This is a genomic window from Paenibacillus sp. JJ1722, assembly GCF_048282685.1.
Taxonomy (GTDB): Bacteria; Bacillota; Bacilli; order Paenibacillales; family Paenibacillaceae; genus Paenibacillus; species Paenibacillus polymyxa_B.
Genome location: NZ_CP182500.1, coordinates 3,583,938 through 3,607,882 on the forward strand (window position 1 = coordinate 3,583,938; position 23,945 = coordinate 3,607,882).

General features: G+C 46.5%; 26 protein-coding genes. 2 read left to right on the plus strand and 24 right to left on the minus strand.

Going from position 1 to position 23,945, the window contains the following annotated elements; genetic code table 11:
* Position 1: 1 nt before the first annotated feature.
* The 11 genes from aroC to mtrB form a co-directional block, all read right to left on the minus strand.
* The gene (gene aroC / locus ACM1ND_RS15950; RefSeq protein WP_028540638.1) at positions 2-1,171 is read right to left on the minus strand and encodes a chorismate synthase; all 1,170 of its coding nucleotides are present in this window, start codon (positions 1,169-1,171) and stop codon (positions 2-4) included.
* A gap of 228 nt (positions 1,172-1,399) precedes the next feature.
* The gene (locus ACM1ND_RS15955) at positions 1,400-2,200 is read right to left on the minus strand and encodes a CheR family methyltransferase (RefSeq protein ID WP_023989169.1); all 801 of its coding nucleotides are present in this window, start codon (positions 2,198-2,200) and stop codon (positions 1,400-1,402) included.
* Between the two features lie 30 nt (positions 2,201-2,230).
* Positions 2,231-2,674: a nucleoside-diphosphate kinase gene (gene ndk / locus ACM1ND_RS15960; RefSeq protein WP_028540637.1), complete on the minus strand. Its 444-nt coding sequence runs from the start codon at positions 2,672-2,674 to the stop codon at positions 2,231-2,233.
* A 110-nt stretch (positions 2,675-2,784) separates the two neighbouring features.
* On the minus strand, positions 2,785-3,759 hold the full coding sequence (locus ACM1ND_RS15965) for a polyprenyl synthetase family protein (protein WP_013310723.1): 975 nt from the start codon (positions 3,757-3,759) through the stop codon (positions 2,785-2,787).
* Positions 3,756-4,622, minus strand: coding sequence for a menaquinone biosynthesis protein (locus ACM1ND_RS15970; RefSeq protein ID WP_316243896.1), 867 nt, complete (start codon positions 4,620-4,622; stop codon positions 3,756-3,758). Before ACM1ND_RS15970 ends, ACM1ND_RS15965 begins: the two co-directional genes overlap by 4 nt.
* Positions 4,579-5,238, minus strand: a complete 660-nt coding sequence (locus ACM1ND_RS15975; protein ID WP_013310725.1) for a UbiX family flavin prenyltransferase — start codon at positions 5,236-5,238, stop codon at positions 4,579-4,581. The genes ACM1ND_RS15970 and ACM1ND_RS15975 overlap by 44 nt, the downstream gene beginning before the upstream one ends.
* Positions 5,238-6,110 carry a UbiA-like polyprenyltransferase gene (locus tag ACM1ND_RS15980; RefSeq protein WP_028540635.1) on the minus strand — a complete coding sequence of 291 codons (873 nt, stop codon included), beginning with the start codon at positions 6,108-6,110 and terminating at the stop codon, positions 5,238-5,240. The genes ACM1ND_RS15975 and ACM1ND_RS15980 overlap by 1 nt, the downstream gene beginning before the upstream one ends.
* Positions 6,103-6,831, minus strand: a complete 729-nt coding sequence (locus ACM1ND_RS15985) for a demethylmenaquinone methyltransferase (RefSeq protein ID WP_023989173.1) — start codon at positions 6,829-6,831, stop codon at positions 6,103-6,105. The genes ACM1ND_RS15980 and ACM1ND_RS15985 overlap by 8 nt, the downstream gene beginning before the upstream one ends.
* Positions 6,832-6,840: 9 nt before the next feature.
* Entirely contained in the window at positions 6,841-7,710 is an 870-nt protein-coding gene (locus tag ACM1ND_RS15990) for a heptaprenyl diphosphate synthase component 1 (RefSeq protein ID WP_023989174.1), read from the minus strand.
* 116 nt (positions 7,711-7,826) lie between these two features.
* The gene (locus tag ACM1ND_RS15995; RefSeq protein ID WP_023989175.1) at positions 7,827-8,378 is read right to left on the minus strand and encodes a hypothetical protein; all 552 of its coding nucleotides are present in this window, start codon (positions 8,376-8,378) and stop codon (positions 7,827-7,829) included.
* Positions 8,379-8,476: 98 nt separating this feature from the next.
* Positions 8,477-8,707, minus strand: coding sequence for a trp RNA-binding attenuation protein MtrB (gene mtrB / locus ACM1ND_RS16000; protein ID WP_013310730.1), 231 nt, complete (start codon positions 8,705-8,707; stop codon positions 8,477-8,479).
* Between the two features lie 37 nt (positions 8,708-8,744).
* On the opposite strand from mtrB, the gene ACM1ND_RS16005 reads away from it, so the two are divergent.
* On the plus strand, positions 8,745-9,038 hold the full coding sequence (locus tag ACM1ND_RS16005; protein ID WP_034095056.1) for a hypothetical protein: 294 nt from the start codon (positions 8,745-8,747) through the stop codon (positions 9,036-9,038).
* A 71-nt stretch (positions 9,039-9,109) separates the two neighbouring features.
* Here ACM1ND_RS16005 and ACM1ND_RS16010 read toward each other — a convergent pair whose 3' ends face one another.
* From ACM1ND_RS16010 to ACM1ND_RS16030, 5 genes are all read right to left on the minus strand, one after another.
* Positions 9,110-9,382, minus strand: a complete 273-nt coding sequence (locus tag ACM1ND_RS16010; protein WP_013310732.1) for an HU family DNA-binding protein — start codon at positions 9,380-9,382, stop codon at positions 9,110-9,112.
* A gap of 247 nt (positions 9,383-9,629) precedes the next feature.
* Positions 9,630-10,616: an ABC transporter permease gene (locus ACM1ND_RS16015; RefSeq protein ID WP_013310733.1), complete on the minus strand. Its 987-nt coding sequence runs from the start codon at positions 10,614-10,616 to the stop codon at positions 9,630-9,632.
* Positions 10,613-12,130 carry a sugar ABC transporter ATP-binding protein gene (locus ACM1ND_RS16020; protein ID WP_418026297.1) on the minus strand — a complete coding sequence of 506 codons (1,518 nt, stop codon included), beginning with the start codon at positions 12,128-12,130 and terminating at the stop codon, positions 10,613-10,615. Before ACM1ND_RS16020 ends, ACM1ND_RS16015 begins: the two co-directional genes overlap by 4 nt.
* 66 nt (positions 12,131-12,196) lie before the next feature.
* Positions 12,197-13,312: a sugar ABC transporter substrate-binding protein gene (locus tag ACM1ND_RS16025; RefSeq protein ID WP_013310735.1), complete on the minus strand. Its 1,116-nt coding sequence runs from the start codon at positions 13,310-13,312 to the stop codon at positions 12,197-12,199.
* 333 nt (positions 13,313-13,645) lie between these two features.
* A complete protein-coding gene (locus ACM1ND_RS16030; RefSeq protein WP_023989179.1) occupies positions 13,646-14,578 on the minus strand; it encodes a zinc-binding dehydrogenase in 933 nt (310 codons plus the stop codon).
* A gap of 131 nt (positions 14,579-14,709) precedes the next feature.
* Here ACM1ND_RS16030 and ACM1ND_RS16035 point away from each other — a divergent pair, with 131 nt between their 5' ends.
* Positions 14,710-15,621 (plus strand): hypothetical protein, encoded by a 912-nt coding sequence (locus ACM1ND_RS16035; RefSeq protein ID WP_023989180.1) that lies wholly within the window; start codon positions 14,710-14,712, stop codon positions 15,619-15,621.
* A 331-nt stretch (positions 15,622-15,952) separates the two neighbouring features.
* On the opposite strand, the gene spoIVA is transcribed toward ACM1ND_RS16035, so the two are convergent.
* The 8 genes from spoIVA to rpsA form a co-directional block, all read right to left on the minus strand.
* Positions 15,953-17,431, minus strand: coding sequence for a stage IV sporulation protein A (gene spoIVA, locus ACM1ND_RS16040; protein WP_023989182.1), 1,479 nt, complete (start codon positions 17,429-17,431; stop codon positions 15,953-15,955).
* A gap of 420 nt (positions 17,432-17,851) precedes the next feature.
* A complete protein-coding gene (locus tag ACM1ND_RS16045; RefSeq protein ID WP_028540631.1) occupies positions 17,852-18,202 on the minus strand; it encodes a 2Fe-2S iron-sulfur cluster-binding protein in 351 nt (116 codons plus the stop codon).
* A 39-nt stretch (positions 18,203-18,241) separates the two neighbouring features.
* Complete coding sequence (locus ACM1ND_RS16050) at positions 18,242-18,892, minus strand: hypothetical protein (protein ID WP_068941592.1); 651 nt, start codon at positions 18,890-18,892, stop codon at positions 18,242-18,244.
* Between the two features lie 178 nt (positions 18,893-19,070).
* A complete protein-coding gene (locus ACM1ND_RS16055; RefSeq protein ID WP_013310741.1) occupies positions 19,071-19,346 on the minus strand; it encodes a stage VI sporulation protein F in 276 nt (91 codons plus the stop codon).
* Between the two features lie 165 nt (positions 19,347-19,511).
* Positions 19,512-20,552 (minus strand): NAD(P)H-dependent glycerol-3-phosphate dehydrogenase, encoded by a 1,041-nt coding sequence (locus ACM1ND_RS16060; RefSeq protein ID WP_023989185.1) that lies wholly within the window; start codon positions 20,550-20,552, stop codon positions 19,512-19,514.
* Positions 20,545-21,153, minus strand: coding sequence for a glycerol-3-phosphate 1-O-acyltransferase PlsY (gene plsY / locus ACM1ND_RS16065; protein WP_025723065.1), 609 nt, complete (start codon positions 21,151-21,153; stop codon positions 20,545-20,547). The genes ACM1ND_RS16060 and plsY overlap by 8 nt, the downstream gene beginning before the upstream one ends.
* 11 nt (positions 21,154-21,164) lie before the next feature.
* Positions 21,165-22,487 carry a ribosome biogenesis GTPase Der gene (gene der / locus ACM1ND_RS16070; RefSeq protein WP_013310744.1) on the minus strand — a complete coding sequence of 441 codons (1,323 nt, stop codon included), beginning with the start codon at positions 22,485-22,487 and terminating at the stop codon, positions 21,165-21,167.
* A 147-nt stretch (positions 22,488-22,634) separates the two neighbouring features.
* Positions 22,635-23,861, minus strand: coding sequence for a 30S ribosomal protein S1 (gene rpsA, locus ACM1ND_RS16075; RefSeq protein ID WP_013371699.1), 1,227 nt, complete (start codon positions 23,859-23,861; stop codon positions 22,635-22,637).
* Positions 23,862-23,945: the final 84 nt, after the last annotated feature.

Genomic DNA, 23,945 nt, shown 5'->3' on the forward strand with positions numbered 1-23,945 from the left:
CTTAGTACCGCCCCAGTTGTTCTTCGTAGGATGCAATATTCGCGCGAATCTCTTCAATCGAATCCCCACCGAATTTTTCTAGCAAAGCTTTCGCAATCTCCCAAGCTACGACATGCTCCATGACTACGCTTGCCGCTGGCACTGCACATGCATCCGAACGCTCAACCTGTGCGGTGAACGCTTCCTTTGTATCAATGTCGACGCTTTGCAACGGCTTGTAGAGTGTGGGAATCGGCTTCATTACGCCACGAACCACAACTGGCATTCCATTCGTCATACCACCCTCAAAACCACCCAAACGATTGGTACGACGGTGATATCCACGTTCCTCATCATATAGAATCTCGTCATGCACCTGTGAACCGCGCAATTCCCCTGCTTCAAAGCCGATGCCAATTTCCACGCCTTTAAATGCATTAATCGACATGACGCCTTGTGCGATACGTGCATCCAGTTTCCGATCATACTGTACATGACTGCCCAGACCAATCGGAACACCTTCTACAATACACTCCACTACCCCACCGACTGAATCACCTTCTTGCTTGATCAGATCAATGTATGCTTCCATTTTCTTTTCGGTTTCTGGATCGGTTACTCTCACCGAGGAGGCTTCTGTCACGGCAATCAGCTCATCAATCGGCAAATCACGGTAAGGAGCTTCGATTTCCCCAATACGGATGACCTGACCTGCCACCTTGATTCCGAACTCAGCCAGCAATTGACGGGCCAAACCGCCGCATGCCACACGAATTGCTGTTTCACGTGCACTGGAGCGCTCCAGCACGTTACGAAGGTCCTTCAGGTTGTATTTCATTCCGCCATTCAAATCCGCATGACCCGGACGTGGCCGGTGAACCCGACGCTTGTCTTCATCACTGCCTTCAATAGGCTCAATATTCATAATGTTCTGCCAGTGCTTCCAATCGTTATTTTCCACAACCAGCGCAATCGGTGCACCTGTGGTATAGCCGTGACGTACGCCTCCGGCAATCTTCGCCGTATCTTTTTCAATCTGCATACGCCGACCCCGTCCATACCCTTTCTGACGACGGTGCAGCTGAAAATTCAATTCCTCAAAATCCAATTTTAAATTGCTCGGCATACCCTCTACAATGGCAGTTAGCTGGGGACCATGCGTTTCCCCCGCGGTTAAATAACGTAAACTCATGACGCGTTCCCCCTTTAAACTGTTAAACTGTGCATCGCTAAAATCTTTAACTGTGCTTCATTATAGTATACGCACCTTTCTTTGACAAGAAAAGCCACGTGTATGCAGATAAACAAAAACACGCCTCTTAGCCAAAGGGGCTAAAGGACGTGCTTTGCTGATAAGCCAACCATCAATTACTCAAGGATATAAATAAGTTCCTACAAACTTTGGATGATACATGCAGGCTTATGCTTTTTTGCGATAAAAAAAGGTTTCCGTCGATTCCAGACCATATTGGTTAGGAGAAAAGATTTGCTCTGTACTACCGACAAATAACACACCGCCGGGACGAAGACTGGCTGCAAACTTTTGATACAACGTATGTTTGGCCTCTTCTGTAAAATAAATCATTACATTTCGACAGATAATGAGATCATAACCATCCTCAAACCGATCCAGCAGCAAGTTTTGCTTTTGAAATTTCACGGCTTGTTTCAAACGGTCATCAATTCGATACATCGCACCATCCGGCTTAAAATATTTGCTAGCCACCTGCTCAGGTACATCCTTGAGCGAACGCTCCAAATATTTGCCTTCCTTGGCTTTTGCCAATGCACCGTCATCAATGTCGGAAGCTGTAATGGAACAATTCCCCAAAATCCCTTTACCGTCGAGAACCATAGCCAGGCTATAAGGCTCTTCACCAGTCGAGCAGGCAGCACTCCACAGCTTAAGCTTCTGCTTCCCCACAAGCAGCTGTGGCAAGATTGTATCTCGCAGCACTTCCCACCGATTGGGATTTCGCCAAAATTCCGAAACATTGATCGTCATTCGATCCAGAAATTCATAGAATAGAGGTTTTTCCTTCATCATGGCATCATAAAAAGAAACAAAACTGGGAAACCCGTTTTTGTTGCGAAGCGTAGTTAACCGCCTTTTCATCTGTGCTTCTTTGTATTGTGCAAGATCAATACCTGTGCTGTCCTTGATTTTGCGGATAAACGCTGTGTAATCGGGGTCCGTCTGACCCAGTTCCATATCCGTCATGCTACCATCCTTCTTCATACGTAATTTAACTTACATCCAGGTCGCCACACTTTTTTCATACCGAATGGATTCTTCCGGCATGAAAAAATTTGCAATCTCGCGCTCTGCGCTCTCCGGTGAATCTGAACCATGAATGAGGTTAAACGGTGTATGTGCTGCAAAGTCTCCACGAATTGTGCCCGGAAGAGCTTCAGTTACTTGTGTTTTACCAATCAACAAGCGGGAAAGCGTAACGATGTTATCCCCTTCCCATACCATAGCAAACACAGGGCTTGATGTGATAAAACCTACAAGCTCTTCAAAAAAAGGCTTGCCCACATGCTCCGCATAATGCCGTTCTGCCTGTTCTCTAGATACTTGCACAAGCTTGCCAGCCGTCATTTTGAAGCCTTTGTCTTCCAGTCGACTGATGATACGTCCAATCAATCCACGTTGTACACCATCCGGTTTAACCATCAAAAAAGTACGATCCATCGGCTCACTCCCAATCCAATCTAATGTATTTATACAGTACTAAACTGTATTGTAACAGAAAGCTTGGAACCGGTTAAAGCATTTTGTCACAGCAAACCCAAAACACAACTTTAGTAGGAGCGGCGTGTTACAAAATGAGCAATATCGCGTAGCGTCTTTTTTGTTTTGACATCTGGTAGTAAGTCCAGCGCGTTTAGCGCTTTATTAATATATCGGTCGGCGAGAATTTCAGCTTTAGCGATTCCTTCACTTTTTTTGATCATATCCACCGCTTTGCGTGCGTCTCCTTGCCCATCTCCATCCTGAATGCGGCGGATTTCAGCCAGTAGATCGGCACGCAACTCAGGCTGTTCAAGCGCATAAATCACCGGAAGCGTAATATTCCCCTGTCTCATATCGCTGCCCGGCGGCTTGCCAATCTTTTTTTCCGTGCCACACAGATCAAGCAGATCATCCTGAATTTGAAAAGCCATACCTACGTTATAGCCGTAGCTGTACAGCAGGGAATTGACACTTTCTCGTGCCCCTGCAGCCATAGCTCCCAGCTGGCAACTAACCGCAATCAACAATGCCGTTTTTCGCCGTATGCGAAGCAAATAATTCCGCACACTCTGATCCACATTAAAAAAATCACGAATTTGTTCCATTTCACCAATGGACATCTGCACCAGCGCTTTAGACAGTACCCGGTGAATGTCGGGATTCGGCAGTCCAGCAGCAATAGACAGCGCACGTGCATATATGTAGTCTCCGGTGTACATAGCCACCCGATTGTCCCATTTGGACTTCACGGTGGGTTGACCGCGTCTCATTTCCGCATCGTCAATCACATCGTCGTGAACGAGAGAGGCAGAATGAATCAGTTCCAGAGGTACCGCTATACGTTTGAGCTTGTCCAGATCATATTCCCCAAACTTGCCTCCCAGTAATACAAATACGGGACGCAAACGCTTGCCCCCTGCTTTAAGCAGATGAAGCGACGTATCATTAATCAACGGCTCCGTACTGTCGATACTGCGATACAACTCTTCTTCTATAAAGTTCATATCCTTCTTTAATAAACCGAACAAATCCAATCGTTTCATTCTTTCACCCGTGTCAGCGTATTGTCACTCCAGAGAAGCGGCTTCACTCGTCGGTCAAGCAGCCCCAGTTCATGCGCATACTGAAAATAAAGCTCTAAACCTTGTTGTTGCTTCTCTCCAAAATCATAACACAGATTAGTAAAGTAGCGCTCCCAATAATCTCGCAGACCTCCAATTTCCTCGCATGCTTCAGAAATAACAGGCGTCAGGTCCGACAGACTACGCTGCTTGCTTACGCGGAACGCACTTGCAATTTCAGCCACCGCCGCGGGATTTTGAGCAGCAACAGCACGTCGTACTGCCCATACAGCAAAAGTCATACTATAGCCCGTCCAGCGCTTCCACTCTTCTCCGAGGTCCGTAACATACAGACCTTCGCTTCGCCAAGATGCCTTAATCGCGTGATCTCCAATCAGTAGCCCTGTATCTGCCTGTTCCAGCATCAAGTCAAGATCCGGTTCACAGTCAAAATAGGAAGGCTGACCTTCCCATGCCTTTTGCATCAAAATTTTCAACAAATTCACGGATGTAGCAGACGTATTCGTTAGTGCAATGGTTCCGTTTTTGATTTCGTCAAGCGGCTTGCGTGAAAATAGTAAAATGGATTGCACAGGACCATCTGCACTGACGGATAAATCCGGCAACAATAGCATTTCCTCAGCACCCGATGCATACGCAAATGAGGACATCGCACTGATATCCAAACTCCCATTCAGCATACCTCGATTCAATTCAGCCGGAACTTTAGAAACCATCTCCGCCGAATGGAGAAGCTCAGAAGGATTAAAATAATGAAAAATAGGCCAAGCGTTTGTATATTTAATTTTTCCGATTGTGATTGTCTTGGTGTCCGGCGTCGGCATCGGAATCCCCCCATCTCGTAAACAGTTGATGTTCTATACGCAAGCTGTCCAATACTTTGCCTACGAGGAACAGCACAATATCATCCAGCGTCTTCGGATGAAAGTAAAAAGCCGGCATAGCCGGAATCATTTTGACGCCGAGTCTCGCAAGCTTAAGCATGTTTTCCAAATGAATGGCATGTAGAGGCGTTTCACGAGGCACAAGGATCAGCGGACGACCTTCCTTCATCATCACGTCCGCTGCTCTCGCCATGAGATTATCGGACGAACCGTGTGCTACTGCTGACAACGTCCCCATCGAGCATGGCATAATAATCATCGCATCCACCAAATAAGAGCCGCTCGCAATCGAAGCTCCAATATCTGTGAACGGATGGTATACAAGAGAACCGGGACGGCCTCCGAATTGTTCATTCAAAGCCCCTTCCCGGTCAGTCACATTCCAGCCCAACTCCTCTTTCAATACCCGCCAGCCAGCATTGGAAACGATCAGGTGAACTGTGTATTGCAAGTCCAGCAAAGTCTCTACCAGTCGCACACCATAAATGCTTCCGCTCGCGCCTGTAATGCCAATAACGATTCGTTTGCCTTGATGTCCGCTCACCTGATTATTCATTAGTATTGACGCACCACCAAATCAATCAGTGTAAAGGCAAACACGACAGTGCTAAGTACACCGTTCATAGTAAAGAATGCCGTCTGCAAACGACTCAAATCTTTTGGAGATACGATATAGTGTTCATAAAATAAAATAATGTACGAAATAATCATGCCCGCCAGATACCACCAGCTTAAATCTGCAATAAAGAACAGTACAATAAATCCGATTGCCGTAATGACGTGGAATGCCCGAGCGATGTTCAACGCACCTGCTACACCAAAACGGGCAGGAATAGAATAAACTCCTTCGTTTTGGTCAAAATCTATATCCTGACAAGCATAAATTACATCAAATCCCGCCGTCCAAAATGCAATCGTGAGATATAGTACGATTGCAGTCAAATCTATTTGTCCCGTTACTGCAACCCACGCGCCGAGTGGCGCCAAACCAATGGTCAGACCAAGCACAATATGGCAAAGCCAAGTGAAACGCTTGGTGTAAGAATAAAAAACGAGCATAAAAAAGGCCAGCGGGAACAGCTTGAACGCCAGCGGACTTAACTTGAATGATGCCCAGAATAACAACACCAAACTGACGATAATGAAAATCACCACTTCGCTCGATTTGAGCAACCCCGCCGGGATAGCGCGTCCTGCTGTGCGCGGATTTTTCCCGTCAATCACCCGGTCAATCATACGATTGAAGCCAAAAGCCGCGCTACGTGCGCCAACCATAGCTAGCAGAATCCAGCCGATCTGCGGCCAAGAGGGAAGGTTGCCTGTCACGATAACAGACCCCAATACAGCCCCCATGAATGCAAATGGGAGCGCAAATAACGTATGTTCAATTTTAATCATTTCCAAAAAAATAGCAATTTTCTTAAACATGCTGACTCTCCTTGATTCCAATGTGCAATGCCGCAATGCCTCCGGTGAGAGAATGAGCCTGAACATCCTTCAATCCGACTTCACGGAAGATGCCAGCCAACTCATCCCTTCCTGGAAAAAGCGCCAACGAATCAGGGAGCCATTTATACTGCTCATAACGTTTGGCGAACAATTTGCCGAGCATGGGCAAGATGTGTTGAAAATATGTGTAGTAAATTCCCTTGAACGGCTGCCAAGTAGGTTTGGACAATTCCAAACATACGACCTGCCCGCCAGGTTTGACGACTCGTTGCATCTCCTGTAACACGTGGCGCAGATCAGGCACGTTGCGCAGACCGAAACCAATCGTCGCATAATCAAATGAATTATCTTCAAAAGGTAGTTCCATCGCGTTGCCCTGAACAAGCTTAATTTGCTTTTCACGGGATTCTGATGTAATCTTACGCTCGCCAACATTGAGCATGTTCTGACTAAAATCGAGTCCTACGATGTGACCACTTTCACTTGCTCGTGCCATCGCAAGCGTCCAGTCACATGTACCACAGCAAAGATCAATTGCCGTATCGCCGCGATGCATGTTCATTTTTTTCATCGTAAATTTCCGCCAAGCCTTATGTCTGCGAAAGCTCAGTATATCGTTCATCAAATCGTATTTACCTGCTATGCTTTCAAACACGCCATGAACGAATTGCTCTTTCGGCTTGGTGTCGCTTGATCCCATCACGTTCACCTAACCTTCCCTCACAACTGGGTGCGGACTATTTAGCAGCTTCAGGAAAGGCTCAAGCATGCGTTCAAATTCCTCGATCCCCGTATTTTGATCATCTGACAGGATCTGCCGGATGTGTGTAACAGCCGTGCGAAGCTTGTCCAGTATCGCATCCTCGGCTTTGTATTTCAGAACAAGCTTACGCCATGCTTCAGTGTCAGTACCACTCTCTGAAAGCAATGCCTGCTCGTTCCGGTCCCCGTTACCATAAATATGCCAGAACATATATCCGAAACGGGACTTGTCCGGTTCTGTCCGCTTGCCCCATTCCTCCACCAAGGTGTCACAGAGGGCAAATTTGTTGAGAAGCTGCTTCCAAATTTCCTGATCCTGTTCTGCTACAAGTGAAGTGAATGATAAAAAAAGCTCCTTTTTGAAACGAACCATCTGAGTTAAATACTGAGTTGCATCCAATCGGAATTGCTTCATCCCCCAGTACAGACTCATTTTCCCTGCGTTCACTTCACATACAGCATCACTCAGCTTCGAAATGGCCGTGATGCGGCCTGCCAGTGCAAGTAGCTGATAGAAACGACTGCTAAAATAGTCCCCAGCTAACACTTTCAGCTGTCTGGAACGCATCTCCTTCGGGCTCCGTATACCCGATAAAGTATCAATCATATCATGCGTATCCAGCCCCATCTGCACAAGTGAGGTTACCAATGCGTACAGTTCGTCCTCACTGGCATGCAGCTCCTGCGCATTCCGGTTCAAAAACACAAACATCAAACGGGTACGGCTGTCAGGAAAAGCCGGCATTTCCGTATGTTGTTGAATCATGTCGTATTCCACATATTTCCTTGCTAATTGGGGTACGCGATACGGTTTCATCCTAAGCCTCCGAGACATGACTTTCTGCTATATTCAAATAATTGCAATGCCTTATATTATATCACAATTTAAAATGATTCGCGACTAAAGTACTGTAGGTCCACCGGCAGAAACATCTAATCTGTATATACACCGTTAAACCTGTTTTGCCACATGGGCGTTACTGTAATGCGGAAACGGGACTTCAAATCCTCTGGCAATTCCGCGCCTTCCCGGCTTCTCAGCTGTTCCAATGCCTCGTTCGTCCACTCGTTCCGGCGTATATCGGATGCAAGCAGCAGATGACGTTCTCCTGACCATTCGTCCTGTGTCACCACCCGAAGCAGCAATTGCCGTACATTCGTCGTTCCGTAAAAGCTAAAAGCGGCAAGCTCCGCCATGTTTTGATAAATCTCTAGTGGGGCAGTTTCTTCCTTGGACAGCTTGACATCCAGGGTCAGGACTGAATGTTCCCAGCTTGCGCTTGCAATCGGTGTGGTCAACGGCAGCTCATTCAGCGTATCCACCAGATTGTCATCCGACAGCAGCACCCGTTGCTGAGGCGAAATCGTCGCCTGTGTCTCGCGAACTGCTGCGGTTCCTGAGTCCAGCACCTGTAAGGACGGCAGCAACACAGCTGCTGCGATGGTTATGAGAATGGAGCCACCGAATACAATCCAAGGTTTCATCAGAGCCTCCCCTGACCTCTACCTCATAATGTGGGTTTGCTACGGTAAAGGTCCTCACTCTCATTCTACAACAAAAAAAAGCAGGCTATGCCTGCATTTTAATCCTCCGTATCTACTACCCCGTGCTTGGTCATCACAACGGCTTTGCCGCGAATTTTAATAGCAGAAGTATGATCCGTAAATTGGACGATCAGTACTTCGCCCTTGTCCAATTTTTCTGAATGATGCAAGCGTGTATCCTGACCTCTGGTCAGACCAAAAACCTGACATCCGTTGCTTTTCGCTTTAATTACGACGTACTCACTACTACCCGTCACGTTATCTTCCATGTCCTTTTCCTCCCTGAGAGCCGAAGCTATACTTTTTATGATGGAGATTCAAGCTTGTTTTGTCAACTACATGCTTCCTTCGCTACCTGCAACAATTAGCGTGTCCCGAGCCATACTATCCGTGCAGTCCCATCCATTAAAGAAAGGAACGGATTTGATGAAAAACTATCTTCCCGCCAATCTCAGTCCTGCCCAAATCGAACGACTTCAACAGCTGGAGCATGAATTTGCTGAGCTAACAGGTGAACCCCTAGTGCTGATCGCTTATGCCTCGCGAAACGGCAGAACAGCTTCCTCTTCTCCAGTCCATAGCACCTCTACCACGAAGTAAACAGGACAAAAAGAAAAGGCCGTGAATCAAATTCACGGTCTTTTCAGCGCATTGGGAATATGTAAGAAATCTTATTTAATTCCGTCTTTGAGCGCTTTACCCGGTTTAAATGCCGGAATTTTGCTCGCAGGGATTTCGATTTCTTCTCCTGTTTGCGGGTTACGTCCTTTACGTGCGGAACGTTCACGAACCTCAAAGTTCCCGAAACCTACCAGTTGCACCTTATCTCCGCTTTGCAGCGCTCCAGAGATCGCCTCAAATACTGCATCGATTGCTTTGGTTACGTCCTTTTTGGACAATTCAGTGCTTTCAGAAACCTGATTGATCAAATCCGTTTTATTCATAATATTCACCTCCCAATTCAAGTGTAGTCCAGCATTAAGGTTATCGGTGTTAATGACCGATATGAGGTCGCCTGTATAAAATAACCCGGGCGGCGTACTGCCTTCCATAATGTTATCATCTGTTTCCGTTTCGTCGTTAAATATACATAGAATATACCTAACCTCCGCAATATAGGCCGAAACTGGCGTTTTATGGCACCCTTCTTGCGTGGAACAAGGTTTATAGTAATACAGTCCACAGACAATTTCAAGTACGACGACGGTTTAACACGTAAAAAGTAACGGCCAGCGCAAGTACCAGCACTACTCCTTTGACAATATCATGGGCAAAATATTGCACATTCATCATCGTTAGTCCATTAACCAACACACCGATCAACACTGCACCAATAAATGTACCAATGACATTGGGTTTACCAGCACCAAAGACCGAAAAACCGACGAATACTGCAGCTACCGCCTCCATGAGCAAGGGGGACCCCGCGTCAATTTGGCCTGAGCCTACTCGCGAGGCATACAAAATACCGGCAATCGCCGCAAATACGCCTGAAGCAACATAGGCTAGAGTACGGACTTTTTTTACCCGTATGCCCGACAGACGAGCAGCTTCCTCATTTCCACCCGTTACATACATTTGACGCCCATGCTTTGTATAGGTCAAGAAAACATGCACCGCTGCCACAGCCAGCAACAGTAAAATAACTGAAATCGGGATACCCAACCATTTACCTTGCCCCAGCAAAAGAAATGCAGGAGATATCTCCCCCGGCGCCTTGCTGCCATCGGGAAACTGCATATGATTGTATATGGTATAGCCCTGGGCGTACGTTTTGTGAATCCCGCTTACAATATACATGATTGCAAGGGTTGCGAGCAAATCAGGAATACGCAGTTTAATAATCAGTAATGAATTCAACAGTCCTACCAAAGCACCGACAACCAGAGACACAATAATGACCACCGCAACAGGCTGCTCATACCAGACCATCAAAGAAGCTGAAACGACCGTTGTCAAAGATACTGTAGCTCCCACCGATAGGTCAAAACCGTCCACAATAAGTGACAACGTCACACCAATGGCAACGAAAGTTACAATGGCAATTGAGCCAAGAATGTCCATTAAATTATCATACGTCCAGAAATAAGGTAATGTAGATGAAAAAAACGCTAACACACCTATAATGACAACTACGGCACCGTAACGAAATGAGACGTTTAACCATTTTTCCTTCATGAATGCACCTCTTCACCGCCGCTGGCATACAACAGAAGCTGTTCCTGTTCCACTTCGCCCCGCGCAAATTCCTTTATAATTTTGCCATCATACATCACTGCAATCCGATCACCAATACCAATCCCTTCAGCAAATTCACAGGTTAGATAAATGATCGCTTTTCCTTGCTTCGCCAACTCGCCAATGATACGGAAAATATCACTTTTTGCCCCTATATCTACACCCTTGGTTGGCTCGTCAAAAACAAATACATCCGCTCCAGAATGCAACCATTTCCCAATCGCAACTTTTTGCTGATTCCCACCACTTAAATATTTAACATTCTGGCGGAGCGATGGCGTCTTAATACCGAGAGAGGCGACAATCCCATTACCGTTATTTCGTTCTTTATGCCGACTAATGAAACCAAGGACACTCAGCTTGCCCAAAAGCGGAAGGCTGAGGTTTCTTTCCACACTCTCCTCAATTAACACCCCCTGCTTACGCCGCTCCTCGGGTATGGACACAATTCCTTGAGCTACCGCGTCCGCTGGCTCTCTCAATCGAATGGAGCGACCTTTAAAGGTCAGCTCTCCCTTATCCGGCTTGTCTGCTCCTGTAAGAAGTCGTGACAGCTCTGTCTTGCCTGCACCAACCAAACCCACAATAGAGAGAATTTCACCACGTCGGACCTGTAAATCAACGCCGTGCACTCGTAAGCCTTTGTAAAGCCCTTTCGCTTCCAATACCGCTTCACCAATCGGTACCTCTGCTTTTGGGAACTCCTCTTCAAATGTTTTCCCAAGCATATGCGTAACGATGTCGCCTACACTTAAATCAGAGGCAGGCCCCGTGAACACGCGCTCACCATCACGCATCACCGTAACATGGTCACTGTGTTCGATAACCTCCGGCAATCGGTGTGTGATGAGGATACATGCAACTCCCTCATCCTTGAGTGTATGGATTGTGCGGAACAAACGTCGCGTTTCTTCCTCGCTGAGCGGCGCCGTAGGCTCATCAAAAATGATGGTATTTGCTTGCTGTGTCAGAATGCGTGCAATAAGCACAAGCTGTTTTTCTGCCAACGTCAATTCAGACACATATCGTCTTACGTCAATATCTACCTCCAGACGTGCTAATGCCTCACGCGCTCGTCTGCGCATAGAACCCGGTGCAGCCCACCATCGACCATCAGGTGCAGATAAATCGTCCATTACAATATTTTCAGCGACAGTTAACTGAGGTACAAGCGCTGAATCGACCTCCTGATACACACAGTGAATTCCCGCTCTTTTGGCCTCCCACGGTGAACTAATGTTCAGTTCCTTCCCACCAACTACGATAGCTCCCTGATCGGAACGATACGCACCGGACAAAATCTTCATCAATGTGCTTTTCCCTGCCCCGTTGGCGCCCAGCAGAGCGTGAATTTCGCCACCCTGCACCGTAAAATCCACGGCTCGCAGCGCATCTACACCAGCAAACTGTTTGCTGATTTTTTTCATTTCCAATGTATATACTTGTGAACTCATGGTGCCCCCTCACGCCTGCTTATGATAAAAGCGCGCCGAAGCGCGCCTTTGCGTTATGCAAACATTTTATTTGGACGTTTCATATTCCTTCATCCAATCCTTATAGCCCTGCTCGCTTTGGCCCCATCCCTTCACATATTGGGACAGCTCGGATGTGGAAATTTGCTTATCTGGCAGCGCTTCGCGTTGCACATATACAGCCTTCAGTACAACTTTCTCCTCCGGATTATCCCCATGCAACTTCTGATATGCATAGCGCACTTGTACGCGCCCGATATCTGTTGGATCTACGGCTGCCGAGGCCACCCAAGGATTTTTCGGGTCCTGGATCATTTGCAAGTCCTCGTCGCTCATGTCAATGCCGTAGACTTTAATTTCCGTACGTCCCGCTTGTTGGATGGCACGGGCTGCACCTTTGGCAAACTCATCCCACGCCGCCCAGACGGCTGTAATTTCGCCCTTAGGATATTGCTTTAATACAGCTTCCATTTTGGCTTGCGTATCCAACGCAGGATTCTGAGCCGAACCAAAAGTCGCAATTTCTTTAATATCTGGATTGGATTTCAAAAATGCACCATAAGCAACCTGACGACGTTCCATCGGTGCAAATCCGGCAACCCATACTTTCACAATGTTGCCTTTGCCACCGATATCCTTTTTCATTTGCTCCAGCGTCAGCTCAGCCATGCTTTGGTCATCCTGTGAGAGCACTACCGCACCCGGAACATTGACGGCAGCATCAAACACGATAACCGGAATATTGCGGGAAATTGCCTTTTTCAGCCCTGTCTCCAGCAATGCATCACCGTGATCAGTCAAAATGACATCAAATTGCTGGTTAATCGCACTATCAAGCAGAGAAGCCATTTTAGCCTTATCGTTATCTGCCACAAACTTAGTCAGCGTACCGCCAAATTTCTTAACTTCCTCTTCCACACCTTGAACATACTGTTGCGAAAATGTGCCCGTGTTAAACTCCATGATCAACGCAACCCGTTTACCCTTTAGATTTAAATTGTCCGTTTTTCCGTTTGTTGTATTCGATCCTGCAGTGCTTGTCCCTTGAGTGCCGCTCTCTGTCTTCGGCACGCCACATGCAGTGACCAGCAAAACCAGCACCAGTAGCATGATAGCCCCCAGCCCTAGCTTTTTGTTTCTTTGGAGCTCTTTTTGGATATTCATGATTTCATTTCCCCCTCGTTCAATCCACAAAATAATTCAAATTTGATACTTAATATATCGCTTTAAACCAAGTATGTAAATAGGTTTTATGAAATATAGAAAAAATTCCGACTACATATGACAAAATACGACAATTCCGCAAAAAAATTAAACAACCGCCCCCGATTGAATAACGGGGAACGGTTGCTGCATAGAGGTGTCTTTTTAGTTCTCTACTTGACAGGGTACGCCACAGGGTCGATTTTTGCTTATGCTTAAAATGTGAACATCATGAGCGGAGACTAGCCTGGAGATACAATCTCCTTGTCATTTTCAATATGAGGACGCTCCCATCTAACTTATTTGGAGCACTGCTTTACCAGAAAACTTCCGATCTATCAGTTGTTGGGCAATAGTTCCAATTTCCTTCCACGATGCCTCCACTTCGATCCTTGGTACTAACTGGCCTTTTGAAACAAGCTCACCTAGTAATTTCAGATCTTCCGCTGGCGAATAGCGATTTATCTCCTCTCCTAGAAAGAAGCTGTACAAGGTCCTACCCCCTAAGCCCCTGATATTAATCGTTGCGTAAGGTGAGGACGAATGTCCCATGGATACACAAATCCCTTCTGGCACAAGCTGAGGTAGTAATGCAGCTAGCGTATCACCACCTACTGAATCCAAAATTAGATGATAAGGTCCAAATGTATCAACCGATGAAATCGCCGTATCTCCAACGATAACCTCATTAGCACCAGCCTCTTGAACAAGTAGAGCTTTTTCCTTGGTTCTGGCTACACCTACTGTAAAAGCTCCTGATTGCGCTGCTAGCTGGTGTGCAAAAATCCCCACTCCGCCAGTCGAGCCAGTTACCAATATCCGCTTACCGAGCAGCATTCCTCCTTTTCTAAGCGTATAGAGCGCTGACAGACCGGCTACCGGTAAAGTAGCAGCCTGGGCGAAGGTAATATCATCGGGAAATTCAGCCAGTAATGAAGTAGGGGCAGCAACTTGTTCGGCCCATGCTCCCATTTGGAGAAGGCCTACCACACGGCTTCCTTGTTTCGGACCCGTGCCATCTTTGGCCTGCTCGATGACGATCCCAGCAAAATCCCAGCCTGGTCTGATCTGTCTTCCATTATTCCTTGCATCTACAACTTCACCCCGATTAAGAGAGAAGGCCTGTACTTGAACGATCGCTTCCCAAGGCTGGGCCTGTGGGGCGGCTACTTCCTTTATCGCGAAAAATCCTGAAGCAAACGGATCTGTTACAATTGCACGAACCATACGATCTCCTCCATGATTATCATTGAGAACCTCTTGTAAATAGCTCACCTTTTTCACAATGTAGTATACTGTAGGGAATCATCTGCACCAAGTGTAGAACTACACCTCATTATGAAAAGGATTGAAAAAGGATGACCATGCACAAGGACGAGGACTTCCAATATAAAACATTAAAAATCGTATTGGGAGAGATTGAAGCTGTTCGCATGAAACGTCAACGGGAATATACTGAGCTATCTCACCCGTTATTGAAACGATTTACTCAGCAGGAGCTTAATGATGAGGCATGTCCTACGTATAAAAATCTATTGGTTGGACGGTCTCGTCGAATACCGGATCGGCAAACGATGATCCATATTGCTGAGTATCTGGAGTGCACTTCAGATGAGCGCAATGATCTTCTTCTCGCCGCTGATTATCTTCCGATCCATTACGAATTGGAGGGACGGTCTCTGGAGCTGGCTCTGGAGCAAGCGCAGCAGATCATGAGTAATTTGCCATTTCCGGCAATGATCGTTACTCATACCTTAGATATCAAGGGGTTAAATGAGCCGTTTCGCCATTTATTTGATATCCCCTCCGATTCTTTTATGAATGGAAAACTGAATAAAGTTGATTTTCATTTTAACTCCGATTTTTCCATTCGTCCCCGTTCTACCTTCGATGCTGAGTCGTTCGAAGAGTGGGAGTCTCATGCTATTTACGGGATACAAGCTTTCAAAAGATATAACATGTTTTCCCGATACGACCATTGGTATAAAAAGTTAATTGACAGATTTCGAAAATACGACGATCTTAATAAATATTGGAGTATGCAGCCAAAGGACTCATCAAATGAAGTTGAGCACTCTAAAATCATTTTGGCCAGAATGGGAGCCATGGCCGATTTAGCCCCCATTCGCTACAAGCAAATTCATCTTTCTGTAAGCAGCCACATGTATCCTGGAATTGAAGTGTACTTACCGATTGACGAACCTGGACGCAGAGTATTTGAATATTTGGGGTGTCCTGCCGAATGCCAGAACAACGCTTTTAATAAATAGCCAGTCAATTGCTATATCGATTATAAGAATCGTTCATTGCAAATTAAATAAGCCTCGGTGCTACGTTGAAAGAGACCAAATATGAAAATGACTACCAGGGTAATCACGTTGTGAAACTCATTAATCGGATTGTTACATTTGAACCTAAATCCCGCTAGGAGAAACGAAAAGCTCAATAAAAACAGAGGTAGTCTAGGACTTTATTTTCTCGTCCATGGCTACCCCTGTCTGGTTTTAGAGGTCAGTCTAATATTTTGTTTTTGCGAACCATAGAGAGCCAATTGCTCTCCACGGTATTTCTCTTATACATTTTTTTGGGTGTGGCTTAGCCTTAAAGAATAATAGCAATGAGACCGCCGGAGCCTTCATTAATGATACGACCCAGCGTTTCCTGCAGCTTATAGCGTGCATTGTCCGGCATCATAGCGATTTTACCCTGAATGCCTTCCCGTACAATGGAATGCAGCGAACGTCCGAAAATGTCTGACTCCCAAATTTTGATTGGGTCATTCTCAAAATCCTGCATCAGATAGCGCATAAGCTCCTCACTTTGCTTCTCTGTTCCGATAATCGGAGCAAATTCCGATTCCACATCCACACGGATCATGTGTATAGAAGGTGCTGTTGCCTTGAGCCGCACACCAAACCTTGTGCCCTGACGAATCAACTGCGGATCGTCTAGTGCCATTTCGGACAACGACGGCGCTGCAATGCCATATCCCGTTGTCTTGACCATTTCCAGCGCCTCGGCGAAGCGGTCGTACTCCCGTTTGGCATGGGCAAAATCCTGCATCATTTGCAGCAAATGATCCTTGCCGCGAATCTCTACCCCGACGACTTCGACCAAAATCTGGTCATATAGCTCATCGGGAGCATACAGATCAATTTCAGCTACGCCCTGCCCCATATTCATCCCGCTCAATCCGGCCCTGTCGATGAATTCATATTCCATAAACTGGCCAACCACTCGATCTACATCACGCAGACGTCGAATATCTTTAACCGTATCGCGAACGGAATTTTCATAATTGCTACGCAGCCAGTGCTCTTCGTTCAGTACCATGACCCAGCTCGGCAGGTTTACATTCACCTCATGCACCGGAAATTCATACAATACTTCACGAAGTACGCCTGTAACATCATCTTCCGTCATAGTCGCCGCGCTGAGTGTCATAACTGGTATATCGTACTTGGCAGCCAGCTCACTGCGAAGCTGGAGTGTTTCATCACTGCGCGGATGCGTGGAGTTGATAACCAAAACAAATGGCTTGCCAACTTCCTTCAACTCCTCAATGACGCGTTCCTCCGACTCTACATAAGAGCTGCGCGGGATTTCCGCAATCGTGCCGTCTGTAGTGACTACCACACCGAGCGTCGAATGCTCCTGAATAACCTTGCGTGTACCAATTTCCGCCGCTTCCTGAAAAGGAATGGGTTCTTCGAACCATGGTGTGGAGATCATCCTCGGACCATTTTCATCCTCGTACCCTTTTGCTCCTTCTACTGCATATCCTACACAGTCAACCAGACGTACATTCACGTCCAGTCCTTCCGTTACTTTGATCTGGACGGCATTATTCGGTACAAATTTAGGCTCCGTCGTCATGATCGTCTTGCCTGCCGCACTTTGCGGCAACTCGTCTACGGCGCGGGCACGGTCCGCCTCACTTGTAATGTTCGGCAGAACAATCGTCTCCATAAACCGCTTGATAAACGTTGATTTTCCTGTTCGGACTGCGCCGACGACCCCAAGATAAATGTCTCCTCCGGTGCGTTCGGCAATGTCTTTAAAAATGTCCACTTTCTCCATTGAAATCCCCTCCTCAAAAGTCTCCGAAGGAAAAATGCTTAAAGAGCATCCGCTTCGTGTTCAACCAACTGCTTGATCCCAGATGCGGCAGAACAGCCTTTAAAATGCCCGGAAGTCGTCCGCCGCCGAGATTCAGGAGACTGATGGAATCGGCGAAACGGCGTAAACTCGTACATGCATTTGGACTGATACCATCATATGTATCCCCTCCGTAAAATATGTTTAGTTTTTTAAAAAATAGATTACGACACAGCGATCATTGCAGAAACGATATTTTACGTTTGGGTCCACTCACCTAATATATGCGGGGCAAGACTCTCCCATGACTTCGTCGCTAGACTAAATAAAAAAAGGATGTTTCTCCTGACCGTTTAGAGTCGTCGGAAACCATCCTTTTTTATTCTCCTGATATAATCGGCATTACCACAGTTCATCATCCATCGCCTGACGCTCCAGTTGCCGCCTGATAGCCGCCTTAAGCCTATCCTCCGGTACGGTTACCTGCATATCGCCTTGGACACGCGCCTGGCAGGATAAGCGTATTCCTTCATCCAGTAAAGGTCCCAGCTTACGCTGCTCTGCATCGCTGGGTTGGCCTGCGAATTCAGCCCATTCCGGTGATATCTGTACCTTACACATCAGACAGGCTGCTTTTCCGTCACAACGAGTGGGAATATATACACCCGCTTTACGGGCAGCCTGAAGCAATGACGTACCCTGACCGACCTGTACGCGCCTGCCTGACGGCTTGAACATAATCTGCACATTCATGAACGGTCCTCCATTCGTCTTTCTCCTAACACACACAGCTTATACTTCATTGCCCATCAGGATGACGGAATGCAACTCGGGCCAAGGCAGAAGTTCTGCAAGCTTGTCCAATTGCTCCTCATTCCAAATATTACTGACTAGTAGCTGCTTCAGTACAATGATATGACGTCGCGGGTCGCGCTTCATAACATCTGCAATCGCTTTATATCGGTCGGGTCGATTTCGCAATATATTGAATAAAAGTTCATGACTGAGCGGCATCAGACGCAGTGAAGCACTCCCCAGCTCAAGCTGAACCCCAGCCGACCAAAGTAGTCGCTCGATCTCTAAGCGGTATAACGCTCCGCCACATAATACCTCAAATCCCCCCACCAACTCGACTGGAAAACCCTCCAAGTCATAGTGGCTCAGCAATGAAACGTAAGAGCCGCTACGGTCAACCTGCTGTCGATCTATACTCATACCCAGGGGGTGCGCATGGAGCTGCTTTGCAGCATGAATATCCGCATAAATATCAATGTCCCGAGGCAGGCGATCCAGTTCAACTTCTTGCACAAGTAGTGAACAGCTCCCCCCCAGCATCCACGGAACCGACACTTTTGACCAGCTCTCAGCCAAGCTACTCAGCGCAACTGCCAGATTGTGAGGAAGCCTGTCTACTAACACTGATGATATTGCCTCCTTCAACATCGTTTCCTCCTTTGCTGTCTTTCCTTCCGTTTCCTGATGGGCATCATTATAACATGTTCGACAGGGCAGTTCGATATTTTGTGTACTGAAAAAGAGGTTAGCTGCTCCAAAATATAAAAAAAACCGCGAACCTTCCCGGTTCACGGTGAATAATACTAACCGGCGTGCGGCCAGCGGTCTATTTTTTCATCATCATTTTCATCAACGCTTCCATATTGGAAGGATTCATTCCGCTCTTTTTGACGGCACCAACGATATCCCTTACTGTATCTTCCGACACCGGAATGTTGGCCATCGCAGACACCTGCTTGATAAGCTGACGCAGTTGCGCTTCGCTTTGAAGCGTGTCCGCCTTTACCGTGCCTGCCAGCTTTTTCACTGCATTTTCGGATATGTTTTTGCCACCTTTTTTGTTAATGGCCTTCAATGCATCTTTCGGAAAGTTTTTATTCACAATCTCCCCTCCTCCGCCATTGCTCAACTCAGTCTATGAGTGGCGGAGACAAAAGGTGATTAAGCGTACATAAGACATGCCAAACGCCTAACTAAAAAAGGCTATCTCATTATAGAAAAAATCTACCATGAGACAGCCTTTATATTATTAAAGCTCATCCGACCCTTAAGAATGCCATTGCTCCCAAGTTTGAAGTGGCATGACTTCCATCTCGGTCTTAGGATCGCGACCCATCAGCGCCTCAACGGCCTTACGGACGTCACGTCCTTCAAACAGTACTCCATACAGCACCTCTGTAATAGGCATCTGAACACCTAATTTTTGAGAGATGGCGTATGCAGCTTTTGTCGTTCGAATACCTTCTACGACCATGCCCATCGATTCTAGCACAGCATCAAGCTGCTGGCCCTGTCCCAATAGGGACCCTGCACGCCAGTTGCGACTGTGACGACTCGTTGCAGTGACCACTAGATCGCCAATACCAGCCAGGCCGGCAAAGGTTAATGGATTAGCACCCATCTCAACTCCGGCACGGGTAATTTCAGCCAATCCACGAGTCAATAAAGCCGCTTTGGCATTATCACCGAAACCAAGTCCGTCTGACATTCCCGCACCCAATGCGATAATGTTTTTTAGCGCCCCGGACAGTTCCACGCCGAGCAAATCACGGTTTGTATAGACGCGGAAATAGGAGTTCATGAACAGCCCCTGTGCGGCCTGTGCAGCCTTCTCATTGGAGGAAGCTACAACGACCGTTGTAGGACACTTCTTCACCACTTCTTCCGCATGACTCGGACCAGACAGCACGGCAATATCGCCCTCCGCGACTTCCAGTTCTTCCGAGATCACCGTGGACATACGTTTAAGCGTTTCAGTTTCAAAACCTTTAATGGCATGCACTACCAGCATATCCTTGCTAAAATGAGCTTTCAGACTACGTGCTACCTGACGAGCAGCAGCCGAAGGAGATACGATAATCACTGCTCTAGCACCAGATACCGCAGTCTGCATGTCAGTTGTAGCTGAAATGCGATCAGACAAAATGGAGCCTGGTAAATAATGCTCATTCGTATGCTTCTCATTGATTTCAGCTGCTTGCTGCTCGTTTCTCGTCCAGACAGAGACATTGTTGTTATTGGCCGCAAGAACGGAAGCCAGGGCTGTTCCCCAACTCCCCGCGACCAGCACAGCTATTTTCTCAGACAAGACGATCTCCTCCTTTGGAGCCAAGCTTATTCTCATTCCCCCGTACCAGCTTGACTATGTTGGTACGGTGTCTCCACACAGCGAACAGACAAATGATTAGAGCCGTCCAGAATAACGGCCATGCATAACCAAGCACGAGTAATATCCAGGGGGTCAAAATGACAAAAATGAGCGATCCCAAGGATACGTAACGCGTCATTACGATTGCAAGTATCGCAATGATTCCGGCATATAGTGCGGGCAGTAAGGCAAGCGATGCCAATACACCAATAGCAGTCGCAATACCTTTTCCTCCACGGAAGTGAAAATATACCGGCCAGTTATGGCCCGCAATCGCCGCAATGCCGCACAAACCCGGTACCCAGGATGATTGTCCACCTAACCAGTGCCCTATTAGCACTGCAATAACCCCTTTAAGTACGTCCAGCAGCAGCACCAGGATAGCTGGGCCTTTTCCAAGCACACGCAGCGTATTCGTCGCACCGGCATTGCCGCTTCCATGCTGGCGAATGTCGATTCCTTTTAATTTTCCATACAGCAAACTAAAGCTGACAGAGCCAAGCAAGTAACTGAGTACGATGGCAACGATTTGTAAAATCAACCTATTCGCTCCTAACTTTCGTCAGACTTGCGCCGTGTAAAGATACGAATTGGAGTTCCTTCAAAATTGAAGGCGGCGCGAATTTTGTTCTCCAGATAACGCTCATATGAGAAGTGCATTATTTCTGGATCGTTTACGAATACAACCATCGTAGGCGGCTTAACAGCAACCTGGGTCACATAGTTAATGCGCAGACGACGTCCCTTGTCTGTTGGTGGAGGATTGATGGCAACCGCATCGGAAATTACATCATTCAGCAAATGTGTCTGAATACGCAACACATGCTGCTGCGCCACATGCTGTACAACAGGAAGCAGCTTTTGCAGGCGTTGCTTCGTTTTTGCAGACAAGAACACAATCGGAGCATATGTCATAAACAGAAAGTGATCGCGAATTTTCGTTTCAAACTGGTGCATCGTTTTATCGTCCTTGTCCACGACATCCCATTTGTTAACGACAAACAGCGATGCTTTACCCGCTTCATAAGCATAGCCAGCAATGTGCTTATCCTGCTCAATAATGCCTTCCTCGCCGTTAATAACGACCAGTACAACATCTGCACGCTCAATGGCACGCATGGCACGCATTACACTATATTTTTCGGTCGTTTCATAAACTTTACCACGTTTACGCATACCTGCCGTATCAATCAGCACATACTTTTGACCGTCTTTTTCAAAAGGTGTATCAATTGCATCACGCGTCGTGCCTGCAATGTCACTAACGATAACCCGTTCTTCTCCCAAAATGGCGTTAACCAGTGAAGATTTACCTACATTTGGGCGGCCGATCAAGGCAACACGAATAACGTCTTCATCATAGTGATCTTCTTCCAGCTCAGGCAAATTGGACGTAATGGCATCTAACAAGTCGCCTATCCCTGTTCCATGACTACCAGAAACAGCGATTGGATCACCAAATCCATAAGAATAAAACTCATAAATCAGATCGGCGCGACTGAGGTTGTCCACCTTGTTGACAGCTACGATGATCGGTTTACCCGAACGATATAGCATTTGAGCTACCTCTTCATCTGACTGTGTAATTCCTGCTTTCGCATCACTCATGAATACAATTACATCTGCTTCTTCTATTGCGAGTTCGGCCTGCATACGGATGGATTTTAAAATGACATCCTCACCATCAATCTCAATGCCGCCGGTGTCAATAATACTGAAGGATTTACCATTCCACTCCGATATACCGTATATACGGTCACGAGTGATTCCGGGTTTATCTTCCACGATGGACAAACGATCCCCGATAATCCGATTAAAAATAGTGGACTTACCCACATTCGGACGACCAACGATAGCCACAACGGGTCTTGCCATAAATTCACTCCTCCTGTCAATTCTTCCGCTATCATCATAGCAAAAAACATACCTATTGGCGATATGGTCACGTAACAACAATCGGCGAACCCTCTGGGTCCGCCGATGGTGTACGTTATGCTTATTATAAAATGTATTGATTTAAACTCATTTAAATTTGTTCAGCTTATCGCCAAAACGCTCGCCGAGCGTAATGCTCAGACCGGAATTATTGAGGGAAACGTTAGGATTATTCAGTTCCTCACGAGGTGCACGAGATGCACGTGGTGCTCTTTCTGCTTTAGGAGCAGCTTCAGGAGCTTCCTCAGTTTCTTTAATGCTCAGGCTAACACGTTTTTCGGAAGGATTCATTTCAAGAATTTTAACTTTCACTTCTTGTCCTTCTTCCAGAACTTCTTGTGGAGTTCCAATGTGTTTGTGGGAAATTTGGGAAATATGAACCAAACCTTCCACGCCAGGAGCGATTTCAACGAATGCGCCGAAGTTAACCAGACGTTTTACAACACCTGTTACGATGTCATTGTTGTTGAATTGTCCAGCAGCCGATTCCCAAGGACCAGGCTGTGCAGCTTTCATGCTCAGGCTGATTTTTCCTTTTTCAGGATCTACTTTCAAGACTTTTACTTTCACTTGATCTCCTTCAGAAACTGCATCAGAAGGCTTATCGACATGAGTCCAAGCAATTTCAGATACGTGAACCAGACCGTCCACGCCGCCAACATCTACGAAAGCTCCGAACTGAGTAAGACGTTGAACCGTACCTACGATTTCTTGGCCTTCTTTCAGCTCAGCCATTACTTTAAGCTTGTTGGCTTCGAATTCTGCTTCCAGAACGTCTTTTTGAGAAAGGATCACTTTGTTATTTTCACGATCCAGTTCTTTTACAACAACACGCAATGTGCGGCCTTTGTAATCACTGAAATCTTCAACGAAGTGACGTTCTACCATGGATGCAGGGATGAATCCGCGCAGACCTACGTCTACCACGATGCCACCTTTAACGACATCATTTACAACGACTTCAAATACTTCTTTGCTTTCGAACAGTTGCTCCAACTTTTCCCAAGCATTTTCACTGTCGATTGCACGTTTGGACAGAACAAGTTTTTCTTTGCCATCGTCGATGCTGATAATTCTAGCTTCAACCTCTTGGCCTACTTGTACTGCTTCTTCTGCGTTATCCAGACCAGAAGACAACTCGCGAATTGGAATAACTCCATCGTATTTATATCCAATGCTTACTACCGCTTGGTTATCTTCCAATTTCACGATTGTACCCTTAACGGTGTCACCTTTTTTCAGGGAGACGATTTGATCGAGCTCGTCTTGATTTGCCGCTTCAGCAGCTTCTTGATTTTTAATTTCTTCCGACATGTCAATACCCTCCTCAATTCAAAAAAAACCATTTATTTAAACCTGCGCATGGCAGAGTTCAAAACATAAATAAACTTTTGTTCT